Source organism: Pseudomonas sp. FW305-28 (assembly GCF_017351395.1).
In the GTDB taxonomy this organism is placed as follows: Bacteria; Pseudomonadota; Gammaproteobacteria; order Pseudomonadales; family Pseudomonadaceae; genus Aquipseudomonas; species Aquipseudomonas fluorescens_AA.
Window position 1 is genome coordinate 1 of sequence record NZ_JACNDD010000158.1, and the last position, 14,485, is coordinate 14,485.

The following is a 14,485-nucleotide window of genomic DNA, read 5'->3' on the forward strand; positions in this document are numbered from 1 at the left end:
TTCGCGCTTTTCGAAAGTGACCCGCCGTCAGGGCGGAACCCTAAGTGGCCGTTACCGCAGAAACGGATATGTCCCCAACACCCCAGCACCCCAGCACCCAGAACAGGACTGCTACGCAACCCAGCGTGAGCAAGCTCCCACGCCACGGGGTCCGCGTAAACCCTTACCCCCCACTCATATTCATGAACCGCACAATCTGCACCTCCCCACCCGGGTTGAAGTCATGCCGCAATGGCTTGCCGCGCAACGCCTGCTGCACCGCCTGGATCACCGGTTGATCGTCCAGCGGATAACGTCGCAGCAAGCCACGCAGGTCAAGGGAGTCTTCTTGCCCCAGGCACAACAGCAAACGCCCTTCGACAGTCATGCGCACGCGGTTGCAACTGGCGCAGAAGTTATGGGTGTTGGGCGAAATGAAACCGATCCGGGTATCCGGATGACGCTCCAGGCGCACATAACGCGCCGGCCCGCCGCTGTTTTCGGTGCTGTCCAGCAGCCGGTGATGGCGAGCGATCTCCGCCCGGACCTCATCGCTGGAACAGAACGACTCACCCCGGGAACGCCCCACCTCCCCCAACGGCATCTCCTCGATAAAACTGATGTCGATGCGTTGATCGATGGCGTACTGCACCAGCGCCGGGACCTCATCGAAGTTGCGTCCTTTCATCACCACGCAATTCAACTTGACCCGCTCGAACCCGGCGACCTTCGCCGCTTCAATCCCTGCCAGCACTTGATCGAGGTTGCCGTTACGGGTGATCGCCCGAAAACGCTCACCGTCGAGGCTGTCGAGGCTGATGTTCATGCGCTTGACCCCAGCCTCGACCAGCGGCTGGGCCAGACGCCCCAACTGCGAGCCGTTGCTGGTCATCACCAGTTCCCGCAGGCCGGGCAGTGCCGCGATGTCGCGACATAGCCCGACGATGCCCGGGCGAATCAGTGGCTCGCCACCGGTCAGGCGGATTTTCTTCACCCCCAGGCCGACGAACAGCCGCGCCAGGCGCTGCAATTCTTCCAGGGTCAAGACTTGCTGACGCGGCAGGAAGGTCATGTTTTTCGCCATGCAATACACACAACGAAAATCACAACGATCGGTCACCGACATCCGCAAATAATCGATCTGGCGCCCAAATCCGTCCTGCAACACCGCGTTCATGAAGATCTCCCGATTGAACCTGTGCTCACTGCACCAGCGGCGAGTCGGCGCCCTGAAGGTGAATACCGCGAATATCCGCCGCACCGATCAGGGTTTGCAGGTATTGCACCAGCGCCTTTTGCCAAACGCCCTGCTGCAACTGCGTACGAATCGCTGTCGCCACGGCCTCATACGGCAACGGCTGACCATCGATGCGCTGGTCGATGCTGATCACATGCCAGCCGTAGCGACTTTCCAGCGGCTTGCCCGCCAGGCCCGCCGGCAGGGTGAACAATTGGCGCTCCAGTTCAGGCACGGTCTGGCCCTTGCTGATCTGCCCCAGCGACCCGCCCTGCTCCTTGGACGGACACGCCGAATACTTCAGCGCCAGCTCGGCGAAGCTGCCCGGGAACTGGTCCAGCCGCTCCAGTAGCAGCTCGGCCTGGACATGGGCCAGGCTGCGGGCCTCGGCATCGTCCGGCGCACATTCGAGCAGGATGTGCCGCACCGCCAGCAACGGCGCGCTGTGAAAGCGCGCCCGGTTGCTTTCGTAGTAACGCAGGCAGGTGGCCTCGTCACACTGCGGCACCTGCACCTCGCGTTCGAGCAACAGCCGCGTGGCTGCCTCTTCTTCGTTTTCACCGGCACCGACCTGCAGCGCCAGGCCCAACTCGGCGATACGCTGCTGGAGCAATTGGCGGATCACCAGGGCCCGAGCGGCCTGGTACACCGCGTCCTCGCGACTGTCGGCCGGGTGATATTGCAGCTCCTGGGCCATCGCCTGCGGGGTGATCGACACCCCGTTGACGCTGATGATCGGCCACTCCTGCTCACTGCTGGCAATCAACTCTGGCGCTTGATCTTCCACCACCGGCCCGGCCTGGGCCGGCTCGAACTGCACCGCCCCTACGGGCTCCACATCGACCACCGGCGGCACTTTTGCCGAGGAACCGCAACCACCGCCACCGCTACCACCGCCACATCCGCATCCACTCGCCATGATCTTCTCCTCAGAACTTCTGCCGAACGATTTGATAACGACGCCCCAGGTACCAGACCGGCGCACTGACGATGTGAACCAGACGGGTGAACGGGAACAGCACGAACAGGGTCAAGCCCAGCACCACGTGGAGCTTGTAGACCAGGCCCACCGGCGCTATCGCGGTAGCGGCTTCCACCGGCCGCAACAGCACGGTGTTCTGGGCCCAGTCGGCCAGCATCACCATCACCGAGCCGTCCATATGGGCGGTGGATGCGACGATGGTCATCAGCCCCAGTACCAGTTGCACCAGCAACACCACCAGCACGAGGATGTCCGAGACATTGGAGGTGGCGCGCACCCGTGGGTCGGTCAAGCGGCGGTTGAGCAGCATCACCAGGCCGATCAGGCCCAGCACGCCGAAGAACCCACCGGAAACCATCGCCAGCAACTGCTTGTTCTCAGTGCTCAGCACATGGTGGTAGATCGCCGCCGGCGTCAGCAGGCCGACGAAGTGCCCGGCCAACACGAACAGCACGCCAACGTGAAACAGGTTGCTCGCCACGCGCATGCCGCGCTTGTTCAGCATCTGGCTGGAACCGGCCTTCCAGGTGTACTGGGACAGATCGAACCGTGCCCAGCTGCCGAGCAGGCAAATCGCCAAAGCGACATAGGGGTAGACCCCGAACAACAACAGATCCCATTTAGACATTGCCCACCTCCCCGGCTGGCGCTGCGGCCCGCCCTTCATGCTGAAAATCCACCCAGTGCAACGGCACTGCACTTTCGTCCCGCGCCTTGCCTGGCGCGCTGGGCAGTGAACTGCAACGGTCCTGCTGTTCGGCCTTCATGAAATCCACCTGCTCTTCTTCCCAGATCTTGTCCAGGGCTTCGAGGGAGTCGTCCCGGGGCTCGGCCTTCACTTGCTCACGCAACTCGGCCACCGCCACCTGGGGTTCGGCCCCGGCGATTTGCAACAAGGCCCGGAAGCAACTGGCGTAGACGCTTTCACGCTCGTCCAGGCGCGCCGCGAGCAAGGCCAGCAGGTGCGCCACATCCGCCAGGCCCTCACGGGCCTCGAGGTCTTCGCGGGTGGAGAGAAACTCCAGGTACAGCGGGATGTAGTCAGGCAACTCTTTGACGCCGATGGCGAAACCGGCCTCTTCGTATTGCGCCATCATGTCCACCATGGCCTGGCCCCGGTCGCGGGACTCGCCATGGACATGTTCGAACAACAGCAGCGACAGCGAACGGCCCCGGCCGAACAGCGCGCCGTAGTGTTCCTGGCCGTCCATCAAGTCCTTGCCGCAGATCACTTCCAGCAATTCGAACAGCCCGGCGCGCTGCTGGGGACTGATCTCCCGCGCTTGCGCAATGGCCTGCTCCAGCTCGTCGCGACCGGCCACCAGGGTCTCGGTCGGATAATCGAGCAGCAACGAAATCACCTTGAGAATGCGCATGTTCATTCCTCCCACAACTGCACGGTTTTGATCACGTCGCGACGATTGGCCTTCTTGCCGCCGAACATGTTGGTGTCGGAGCTGCCGCTGCAGCCGCTGCCGAAGCTGAAACCACAACCGGAGCGTTCGGCGAACGCATCGCTCATGGCGTCTTCACGGTGGGCGCTCGGTACGACGAAACGGTCTTCGTAGTTGGCGATGGCCAGGTAGCGGTACATCTCTTCCACCTGGTTCACGCTCAAGCCGACGTCGGCCAGCACTTGCAGGTCCTGCACGCCGTCGACCTGCTCGGAACGCTTGTAGGCCCGCATCGCCAGCAGACGCTTGAGGGCGCGCTTGACCGGTTTTTCATCACCGGCGGTGAGCATGTTCGCCAGGTAACGCAGCGGAATGCGCAGGCTGTCGACATCCGGGATCACCCCGTTCATGCCCACGGTACCGGCGGCGGCAGCGTTCTGGATCGGCGACAGTGGCGGCACATACCAGACCATTGGCAAGGTGCGGTATTCCGGGTGCAGCGGCAGCGCAAGTTTCCAATCCACGGCCATTTTGTAGACCGGCGAGCGTTGCGCCGAGTCGATCACCGACTGTGGCACGCCATCGGCCAGGGCCTGGCGAATCACTGCCGGGTCGTTGGGGTCGAGGAAAATCTCCAGTTGCTTCTCGTACAGGTCCTTCTCATCGGCGGTGCTCGCCACTTCGCTGATACGGTCGGCGTCATACAACAGCACACCGAGGTAACGGATGCGGCCGACGCAGGTTTCAGCGCAGACCGTCGGCATCCCGGCTTCGATGCGCGGGTAGCAGAAGATGCATTTTTCCGACTTACCGCTTTTCCAGTTGAAATAGATCTTCTTGTACGGGCAGCCGCTGATGCACATGCGCCAGCCGCGGCACTTCTCCTGGTCGATCAGGACGATGCCGTCCTCCTCGCGCTTGTAGATCGCGCCGCTCGGGCACGATGCCGCGCACGCCGGGTTCAGGCAGTGCTCGCACAGGCGCGGCAGGTACATCATGAAGGTGTTTTCGTACTCGCCGTAGATGTCCGCCTGGATCTTGTCGAAGTTCTTGTCCTTGCGCCGCTTGGCGAACTCGGTACCGAGGATTTCCTCCCAGTTCGGGCCCCATTCGATTTTCTGCATGCGCTTGCCAGACACCAGCGAACGCGGGCGTGCGGTGGGTTGATGCTCGCCCAGTGGCGCGGTGTGCAGGTGCTGGTAGTCGAAGTCGAACGGTTCGTAGTAATCGTCCAGGCTGGGCAGGTCCGGGTTGGCGAAGATGTTCGCCAGCACGCGGAACTTGCCGCCGATGCGCGGGTTGATCGAACCGTCGGCGTTGCGGACCCAGCCGCCCTTCCACTTGTCCTGGTTTTCCCACTCCTTGGGATAGCCGATGCCCGGCTTGGATTCGACGTTGTTGAACCAGGCGTATTCCATGCCTTCGCGGCTGGTCCAGACGTTCTTGCAGGTGATCGAGCAGGTGTGGCAGCCGATGCATTTGTCCAGGTTCAGGACCATGCCGATTTGTGAGCGAATCTTCATCTCAGTTCTCCTCGATATCAGTCGGCAGTGGACGCGGCAGATCATCGCCACTGGAACCGTCGAGCCAATCGACCTTGGACATCTTGCGCACCACGACGAACTCGTCGCGGTTGCATCCGACCGTGCCGTAATAGTTGAAGCCATAGGCCTGCTGGGCGTAGCCACCAATCATGTGGGTAGGCTTGAGCACCACGCGGGTCACCGAGTTGTGGTGGCCGCCACGGGTCTTGGTGGTTTCGGAACCGGGTACGTTCACGATTCGTTCCTGGGCGTGGTACATCATCACCATGCCTTCCTTGACCCGCTGGCTGACCACCGCACGGGCGGTCAATGCGCCGTTGACGTTGAAGCATTCGATCCAGTCGTTGTCCTCGATACCGGCGCGCCTGGCGTCGATTTCCGAGAGCCAGACAATCGGCCCGCCACGGCTCAAGGTGAGCATCAGCAGGTTGTCGCTGTAGGTGCTGTGGATGCCCCACTTCTGGTGCGGGGTGATCCAGTTCAGGACGATCTCGGTCTCGCCATTGCTGCGCTTGCCCTTCACGCCGGCGATGGTGCGGGTGTTGACCGGTGGCCGGTAGCTCATCAGCTGTTCGCCGAACGCCTGCATCCACGGGTGATCCTGATAGAACTGCTGGCGACCGGTGATGGTGCGCCATGGGATCGACTCATGGACGTTGGTGTAGCCGGCGTTGTAGCTGACGTGATCGTCTTCCAGGCCGGACCAGGTCGGGCTGGAAATGATCTTGCGCGGTTGGGCCTGGATGTCGCGGAAACGAATGGCCTCGTGCTCCTTGGAGACGGCCAGGTGGCTGTGGTCGATACCGGTGAATTCCGACAGCGCTGCCCAGGCTTTCACCGCGACATGGCCGTTGGTTTCCGGGGCCAGGGACAGGATCACTTCGGCGGCGTCGATGGCGCTGTCGATTTTTGGCCGCCCTTGGCTGATGCCGGCCTCGACTTCCTTGTGGTTCAGTTCGCCGAGGAATTTCACTTCAGTCTCGGTGTTCCAGTTGATGCCCTTGCCGCCATTGCCGAGCTTCTCGAGCATTGGGCCCAGGGAGGTGAACTGCTTGTAGATGTTCGGGTAGTCGCGCTCCACCACCTGCAGGTTCGGTGCGTTCTTGCCCGGTACCGGCGCCACACCGGCGCTTTTCCAGTCGGTGCCGCCAAAGGGTTGGGCCAGCTCGCCGACGCTGTCGTGCATCAACGGTACGGTGACCAGGTCTTTTTCCACGCCCAGGTGGCCGACCGACATGGCGGAAAACGCCTTGGCGATGCCTTTGTAGATTTCCCAGTCCGAACGCGACTCCCAGGCCGGATCGATGGCGGCCGACAGCGGGTGGATGAACGGGTGCATGTCCGAGGTGTTCATGTCGTCTTTTTCGTACCAGGTCGCGGTCGGCAAGACGATGTCGGAATACACACAGGTCGAGGACATGCGGAAGTCCAGGGTGGTCACCAGGTCGAGCTTGCCGATGGCGCCTTCGTCGACCCACTCGGCTTCGGTGGGCTTGCACTCGGTGCTATGGCCGATGTCTTCGTTCATCACGCCGTTCTTGGTGCCCAGCAAGTACTTGAGCATGTACTCGTGGCCCTTGCCCGAGGAGCCCAGCAAGTTGGAACGCCAGATGAACATGTTGCGCGGGAAGTTCACCGGGCTGTCCGGCTGTTCGCAGGCAAAGCGCAGGGAACCGTCCTGCAGCGACTTGACCACGTAGTCCTTGGGTTCCAGGCCCGCGGCGGCGGCCTCGCGGCAGATGTGCAGCGGGTTGGTGTTGAGTTGCGGCGCGCTCGGCAACCAGCCAGCCCGTTCGGCGCGGATGTTGTAGTCCAGGGCGTGCTCGGGGAACTGCGATTTGTCGGCCAGGGGCGAGAGCACGTCGTGCATGCTCATCTTCTCGTGGCGCCATTGCGAACTGTGGCCATAGAAGAAGCTGGTGCCGTTCATCTGCCGTGGCGGACGGTTCCAGTCCAGGCCGAAGGCCAGGGGCAGCCAGCCGCATTGCGGACGGAGTTTTTCCTGGCCCACATAGTGGGCCCAGCCACCGCCGGTCTGACCGACGCAACCGCAGAGCATGAGCATGTTGATCAGCCCGCGGTAGTTCATGTCCATGTGGTACCAGTGGTTCATCGCCGCACCGACGATGATCATCGAGCGTCCACGGGTCTTGTCGGCGTTGTCGGCGAACTCGCGGGCGATCTGGATCGCCTTCTCGCGGCTCACACCGGTGATCTGCTCCTGCCAGGCCGGGGTGCCGGGCACCGAGGCGTCGTCGTAGTCCTTGGCGACGTTGGCGCCACCCAGGCCACGGTCGATGGCCAGGTTGGCCGCCGACAGGTCGAACACGGTGGCGACTTTCGCCACGCTGCCGTCGGCCAGCACCACGCTGTGCACCGGTACCCGCCGGAACTGCACCGCGTCACCGGCCACATGCTGGAAGTACTCCTGGGCTTCGCCGGCGAAGTACGGGAAGGCCACCTCGGCGACGTCGCCGCCGATCAGGCTCAGCTTGAGGTCGATCTCACGCCCCTCGCCGCCTTCGCGGGGAAGGATGTTCCACTTGCCCTTCTCGCCCCAGCGATAGCCGATGGAGCCTTGGGGCGAGACCAGTTCGCCACTGGCATCCAGGGCGATGGTTTTCCATTCCGGGTTGTTCTCCTGGCCGAGGTTGTCGGTCAAGTCACTGGCCCGCAGGAAACGGTCTGGCTGGTAACCCGCGCCCGGCGCCGCGCCAAGCATCGGCTTGAGCATCACCAGCACTGGCAGGTCGGTGTAGCGCTTGGCGTACTCGGTGAAATAGGCGCTGGGCTTGTCCAGGTGGAATTCTTTGAAGATCACATGGTTGAAGGCCTGGGCCAGCGCGGCGTCGGTGCCCTGCTTGGGGTTGAGCCACAGGTCGGTGAGCTTGGCGACTTCCGAGTAGTCCGGGGTGATCGCCACGGTCTTGGTGCCCTTGTAGCGCACCTCGGTGAAGAAGTGGGCGTCGGGGGTACGGGTCTGCGGGACGTTGGAGCCCCAGGCAATGATGTAGTTGGAGTTGTACCAGTCGGCCGATTCCGGCACGTCGGTCTGCTCGCCCCACACCATTGGCGAAGCGGGCGGCAAGTCGCAGTACCAGTCATAGAAGCTCAGGCACACGCCACCGATCAGCGACAGGTAACGCGAGCCGGCGGCATAACTGACCATCGACATGGCCGGGATCGGCGAGAAGCCCACCACCCGGTCCGGGCCGTGCGTCTTGACGGTGTAGACGTTGGCGGCGGCAATGATCTCGTTGACTTCTTCCCAGTTGGAACGGATGAAGCCACCCATGCCGCGCTTGCTCTTGTACGAGTCAGCCTTGGCCTTGTTCTCGACGATGCTGGCCCAGGCTTCCACTGGCGGCAAGGTCTGCCGGGCTTCGCGCCACAGCTTGAGCAATGGCTTGCGGATCTTCGGGTACTTGAGCCGGTTGGCGCTGTAGATGTACCAGCTGTAGCTCGCGCCACGCGGGCAGCCCCGTGGTTCGTGGTTGGGCAGGTCATTGCGGGTGCGCGGGTAGTCGGTCTGCTGGGTTTCCCAGGTGATCAGGCCGTTCTTGACGTAGATTTTCCATGAGCACGAACCGGTGCAGTTCACCCCATGGGTGGAGCGCACGATCTTGTCGTACTGCCAGCGGGAACGGTAGACGTTTTCCCAGTCGCGGGACTCCTTGCGGGTCTCGCCATGGCCGTCTGAAAACTCGCCTTGCTTGCGGTTGAAGAACCGCAGTTGATCCAGTAAATGACTCACAGTGTCTTCCTCTCAGGCTTGCTCCGCGGGGTCTGCGCCCCGCCCACGCAATAGTTGAATTCGTCTTAGCAGGGTGTCGCCGCGCCTTTGCGGGCGTACCACCACCAGGTCACCACGATGCAGCTCAGGTAGAAGCCGACGAACATGTAGAAGGCCATCTCCGGGCCGCCGGTCAGGGCCATCGAAGAGCCGAATGATTTAGGAATGAAGAACGCACCGAAGGCGCCCATGGCCGAGCTGAAACCCAGCACCGCCGCCGACTCCTTGCCCGCGTCCTTGATGGCTTGCTCGCGCACCTCGGGCTTTTTCCCCAGGGCGGCTTTTTCATGCAGGGTGCGGAAGATCACCGGGATCATGCGGAATGTGGAACCGTTGCCCACGCCGGTGGTGATGAACAGCAACATGAACATGCCCAGGAAGCCGTAAAAGTTGCCGCCCTGGCCACCTTGGGGCAGGAAGTGCAAGACGCCGAACACCATCACGATCATCAGCACGAAGTTCCACAGGGTAACCTTCGCACCGCCGAGCTTGTCCGCCAGCCAACCGCCCAGCGGCCGTACCAGCGCGCCCACCAGCGGGCCAAGGAAGGCGAATTTCAGGGCGATGACGTCCGGGAACGAGGTCTTGATCAACAGCGGGAACGCGGCGGAGAAACCGATGAACGAACCGAAGGTCGCCAGGTACAACCAGCACATCAGCCAGTTGTGCTTGCGCTTGAAGATCACCGCCTGCTCGCTGAACGACGCGCGAGCGCTGGACAAATCGTTCATGCCGAACCAGGCAATCAAGGTGACGGCGAGGATGAACGGTACCCAGATGAAACCGGCGTTCTGCAGCCACAGCGAGCTGCCATCGGCCAGCACCTGAGGCTGGCCGCCCATGAAGCCGAACACACCGAAAGAGATCACCAGGGGCACGCTGAACTGCATCACCGACACGCCCAGATTACCCAGCCCGGCGTTCAGGCCCAGGGCGGTGCCCTGTTGAGACTTGGGGTAGAAGAAGCTGATGTTGGACATGCTCGAGGCGAAGTTGCCGCCACCAAAACCGCAGAGCAGCGCGATCAGCACGAACACGCTGTAGGGCGTGGCCGGGTTCTGCACCGCGAAGCCCATCCACAGCGCCGGCAGCAGCAACGACGCGGTGCTCAGGGCCGTCCAGCGACGGCCACCGAAGATCGGCACCATGAACGAATAGAAGATGCGCAAGGTCGCGCCGGACAGCCCCGGCAGCGCCGCCAGCCAGAATAACTGGTCAGTGGTGAAGCTGAAGCCGATGGCGTTGAGGCGCACGATCACCGTGCTCCAGACCATCCAGACCGCGAAGGCCAAGAGCAGCGCAGGAATCGAGATCCACAGGTTGCGCCGGGCGGTCAGCTTGCCGCTACTGCCCCAGAAAGCAGGGTCTTCCGGACGCCAGTCATGAATGACCGGGCCTTTTTCAGGCGTTTGCAGAACGGACATGTTCTTCTCCTTGGGCAATGCTGGAAAACGGGGATTGGCTGGCCGGCGACTGTTTACCCAGCAGCGGGCGCTTGCGCATTTCGCTGAAGTACATCCAGGTCAGGGAGACCCAGACCACGCCGTACATCAACATGAAGCAGGACGAGCGCACGCCGGTGAGGTCCACCAGGGCGCCGAACATGATGGGCAGCACGAACCCGCCCAAGCCGCCGGCCAAGCCGACGATGCCGGACACTGCGCCCATGTTTTTCGGGTAATCATTGGCGATGTACTTGAAGACCGAGGCCTTGCCGAACGCGAAGGCGATGCCCATCACGAACAGCAGCACGGTGAACAGCGTGGCGTTGAGGCCGATATGGAAGTCGACGATGCCGTTGACGGTTTGCACTTGCAGTTGGGTCTGGGGGTAGGACAGCAGGAACAGACAGATCCAGCTCACCCACAACACCCACCAGGTCACGCTCTGGGCGCCCCAGCGGTCGGACATCCAGCCACCGACCGCCCGCAGCACGCCGCCAGGCAGGGAGAAACACGCCGCCAACAGCGCGGCGCTTTGCAGGCTGAAGCCGTATTCCTGCACGTAGTACTTGGTCATCCACAAGGCCAGGGCCACGTAGCCGCCGAACACGATCGAGTAGTACTGGCAGTAGCGCCACACGGCCGGCTCTTTCAGGGTTTTCAACTGCTCGCGCAAGGTGGCGCCGCCGGTGCCGCTGTGTTCCTTTTTCTCGGTGGTGAGAAACCAGAACAACAGCGCGGTGATGAACAGGATGGCGCTGAACACCTTGGGCACCAGGTGCCAGGAGCCGAACGCGATCAGGGCCGGGGCGAGGAACTTGGTCACCGCCGCACCAGCGTTGCCGGCACCGAAGACGCCCATGGCGAAACCCTGGTTCTGCTTGTCGAACCACTTGGCGACGTAGGCGATGCCCACCGAGAACGACCCGCCGGCCAGGCCGACGAACAGGCCCAGCACCAGGAATTGCCAGAAGGCCGTGGCTAGAGTGATCAAGTACAGCGGCAACACACAGGCCAGCATCAGCAGGAAGAACACGATCCGTCCGCCGAAGCGGTCGGTCAGAAGCCCCAGGGGCAAGCGCACCAGCGAACCGGTCAGCACCGGCGTGGCGGCCAGCAGGCCGAATTGGGTTTCGTTGAGGGCCAGCAGTTCCTTGATCGGAACGCCGAGCACGGCAAACATCATCCAGACCATGAAGCACACGGTGAAGGCCAGGGTACTCATCCCTAGTACCAGCCCTTGTTGCACTTGCGCTCGCATCACGATGCACTCCGTCAGTTCGATTGAGCGCAGCCTAGTGACAGGAACCCCGCGAAAACTTGACCTGGGTCAACGTGCCTCGGGGCGGTACAGGCCTATGCTTGGCCCGTCTACCTCCAAGGAGGTAGACCTGGATATCGATGAAACCCCTTGTTTATCAATATCTTGATCCAGTTGGCCGAGGCTTTTATGGAAACGGAACGGCCAGCAACTCTTTAGAGGTAGTGCGCCCAGGATCGGCTGCTACACCCCCCGGTCCAGGGCGCCCCCTATGTTCGGTTCACCGTTTTGCCTTCCCGGCCCACGTCGATGATGGGTTGGCTGCGCAGTTCCCTGCCCGCTCGCGCCGGGCTGGCGGTGATCCTGATCGCCATCCTGGCCCTGGCCAGTTCCTTGAGCGCCGGGTTGATCGCCTGGTTCAGCCAGGGCGACGCCGCCGCCATCAACACCGCCGGCTCCGTGCGCATGGAGACCTACCACCTGAGCTGGAAACTGGCGGCAGGGGCCAACGACGACATCCCGGCGATCATCGACAGCCTGCAACAACGCCTCGACAGCCCGGCCCTGCGCGCCGTGCTGGAAGATGGGCCGGAAACCTCCCTGCACAAGAGCTATCGCGACCTCATCCAGCGCTGGAACCAGACCTTGCGCCCGGCCATCGAGCGCGGCGATTCGGCGTTTTTCCAAAGCAGCGCCCCTTCTTTCGTTGAGCAACTGGACCAGTTCGTCACCCTGCTGCAACGCCAGAGCGAACACAAACAAGGCTGGCAACAGACGATCCAGGGCATGGCGCTGTTCAGCACCATGATCATCCTGCTGATCGGCCTGTATGAATTGCAGTACGGCGTGGTCACGCCCTTGCAGGAACTGGTGGACGCCACCCAGCGCTTTCGCCGTGGCGAATTCCAGGTGCGGGTCAACCATCAGTCCGAGGATGAACTGGGGCAGTTGGCGACCAGTTTCAACACCATGGCCGAGACCATCGAGCAATCCCACCGCACCCTGGAAAACCAGGTCCAGCAAAAGACCCTGAACCTGCAACAGGCCAACGCTGCCCTCGAACTGCTGTACCAGAGCAGTCGCAGCCTGGCGACGCGACAGGCCAATGCCGAAGGCCTGGATGAGCTGATCCGCCGATTCCAGCAGCGCTTGCCGGGGTTGCGCCTGACGCTGTGCCTGCAAGGGCAATTGCAGGCCCCGGCCAGGCACCTGCTGGCCCTGCATGGCGCCGCCAGCCGCCAGGTCTGCGCCAGCAGCGATTGCGCCAGTTGCCACCGGCATAACGCCGCCCGCCCGCAGGCCTTCAGCATCAGCAACCAGGGCACCGAACTGGGTGAGCTCAAGGCGCATTTCGTCGATGGCCACGCGGCGCAACCCTGGGAAACCGCATTGATCCAGGCCCTGGCCAACCTGATCGGCACGTCGCTGTCCCTCAAGCGCCAGCGCGAACAGGACCATCGCCTGCTGCTGCTCGACGAACGCACGATCATTGCCCGCGAGCTGCACGACTCCCTGGCCCAGGCCTTGTCGTACATGAAGCTGCAAGTCAGCCGCATGCAGACCCTGATGCGCCGGGGCGAACCGGTGCAAACCCTGGAGACCGTCACCGGCGAGCTGCGCGAGGGGCTGAACAATGCCTATCGGCAACTGCGTGAGCTGCTCACCACCTTCCGCCTGCAAATCCACGACGACGGCCTGGTCGAGGAACTCAAGGACACCGCCGAAGAGTTCTCCAACCGCGGGGACTTCCAGGTGCACCTGTTCGTCGACACCCTGGCCTTCGAGCTGTCGGCCAGCGAGCAGATCCACATCCTGCAGATCACCCGCGAAGCCCTGTCCAACTGCCTGCGCCACGCCCATGCCGAGAACGCCTGGCTCGAATTGCGCCAGGAAGGCGAGACCGTACGCCTGTCGATCGAAGACGATGGCCGGGGCTTCAGTGGCGAGGTCGACCAGCGCGAACACCATGGCCTGAACATCATGAACGAGCGGGCCCGCAGCCTGCACGGCCAACTGCAGATTCACTCCCGTACACCCCAGGGCACCCGTATCCAGGTGCATTTCCAACCGGAATTCCTGGGCCAACCCACCGAAGGCATCGCAACATGAACGCCCCCCTGCGTCACACCCTGCTACTGGTCGACGATCACCCGATGATGCGTCGCGGGATCCGCCAGATGCTCGAGCTCGAAGACGACTTGCAGATCGTTGGCGAAGCCAGCCACGGCGAAGAAGCCCTGAGCCTGATCGAACCGCTCAAGCCCGACCTGGTGTTGCTGGACAACAACATGCCGCAGATGAACGGCATCGAGACCCTGCGCCGGCTGCGCGCCATGCACTACACCGGCAAGGTGCTGTTGTTCACCGTGTCCGATGCCGAGGACGACATCCGCGATGCCCTGCGCCTGGACGCCAACGGTTACCTGCTCAAGGATATGGAGCCGGAGCTGCTGATCCAGTACATCCGCGACGCCCTCAACGGTGCCCTGGTGATCAGCCCCGGGCTGACCCGCGTCATGGCCCAGGCCCTGCGCTCGCCACCGCGCCAGGCCGATGTGGAACTGACCGAACGCGAACGCCAGGTGCTCAAGACCATCGCCGGTGGCTACAGCAACAAGGTCATCGGCCACAAGCTGGGCATCACCGAAGGCACGGTCAAGGTCCATGTGAAGAACCTGCTGCACAAGCTCGGCCTGCGCTCGCGGGTGGAGGCGGCGGTGTGGGCGATGGAACATTTGCGCGGGGCCGGTTAGATCAACTCAACACATTTCCCCCTGTGGGAGCGAGCTTGCTCGCGATAGCGGTGGGTCAGCCTGCGGCGAGGCGATGTCGGCTGTGCCGTCGTCATCGCGA

General features: G+C 62.8%; 10 protein-coding genes. 2 read left to right on the forward strand and 8 right to left on the reverse strand.

Annotated features, from left to right (window positions below):
- Positions 1 to 163: 163 nt before the first annotated feature.
- The 8 genes from moaA to J4E53_RS26045 all read right to left on the reverse strand — a co-directional run bounded on the left by moaA (position 164) and on the right by J4E53_RS26045 (position 11,632).
- Positions 164 to 1,156, reverse strand: coding sequence for a GTP 3',8-cyclase MoaA (gene moaA, locus J4E53_RS26010; protein WP_103310821.1), 993 nt, complete (start codon positions 1,154 to 1,156; stop codon positions 164 to 166).
- Positions 1,157 to 1,181: 25 nt separating this feature from the next.
- Positions 1,182 to 2,135 (reverse strand): peptidylprolyl isomerase, encoded by a 954-nt coding sequence (locus J4E53_RS26015; protein WP_103310819.1) that lies wholly within the window; start codon positions 2,133 to 2,135, stop codon positions 1,182 to 1,184.
- A gap of 10 nt (positions 2,136 to 2,145) precedes the next feature.
- Complete coding sequence (gene narI / locus J4E53_RS26020; protein ID WP_060742101.1) at positions 2,146 to 2,826, reverse strand: respiratory nitrate reductase subunit gamma; 681 nt, start codon at positions 2,824 to 2,826, stop codon at positions 2,146 to 2,148.
- Entirely contained in the window at positions 2,819 to 3,574 is a 756-nt protein-coding gene (gene narJ / locus J4E53_RS26025) for a nitrate reductase molybdenum cofactor assembly chaperone (protein WP_103310817.1), read from the reverse strand. The genes narI and narJ overlap by 8 nt, the downstream gene beginning before the upstream one ends.
- Positions 3,575 to 3,576: 2 nt before the next feature.
- A complete protein-coding gene (gene narH / locus J4E53_RS26030) occupies positions 3,577 to 5,115 on the reverse strand; it encodes a nitrate reductase subunit beta (protein ID WP_060742099.1) in 1,539 nt (512 codons plus the stop codon).
- 1 nt (position 5,116) lies between these two features.
- On the reverse strand, positions 5,117 to 8,890 hold the full coding sequence (locus tag J4E53_RS26035; RefSeq protein WP_103310816.1) for a nitrate reductase subunit alpha: 3,774 nt from the start codon (positions 8,888 to 8,890) through the stop codon (positions 5,117 to 5,119).
- Between the two features lie 65 nt (positions 8,891 to 8,955).
- Positions 8,956 to 10,353: a NarK family nitrate/nitrite MFS transporter gene (locus J4E53_RS26040; protein ID WP_103310814.1), complete on the reverse strand. Its 1,398-nt coding sequence runs from the start codon at positions 10,351 to 10,353 to the stop codon at positions 8,956 to 8,958.
- Positions 10,331 to 11,632: a nitrate/nitrite transporter gene (locus J4E53_RS26045; RefSeq protein WP_219734580.1), complete on the reverse strand. Its 1,302-nt coding sequence runs from the start codon at positions 11,630 to 11,632 to the stop codon at positions 10,331 to 10,333. The genes J4E53_RS26040 and J4E53_RS26045 overlap by 23 nt, the downstream gene beginning before the upstream one ends.
- A gap of 309 nt (positions 11,633 to 11,941) precedes the next feature.
- Between J4E53_RS26045 and J4E53_RS26050 the strand changes: the two genes are divergently transcribed.
- Positions 11,942 to 13,741, forward strand: a complete 1,800-nt coding sequence (locus J4E53_RS26050; RefSeq protein ID WP_060742095.1) for a HAMP domain-containing protein — start codon at positions 11,942 to 11,944, stop codon at positions 13,739 to 13,741.
- Positions 13,738 to 14,385: a two-component system response regulator NarL gene (gene narL, locus J4E53_RS26055; protein ID WP_057451904.1), complete on the forward strand. Its 648-nt coding sequence runs from the start codon at positions 13,738 to 13,740 to the stop codon at positions 14,383 to 14,385. Before J4E53_RS26050 ends, narL begins: the two co-directional genes overlap by 4 nt.
- Positions 14,386 to 14,485: the final 100 nt, after the last annotated feature.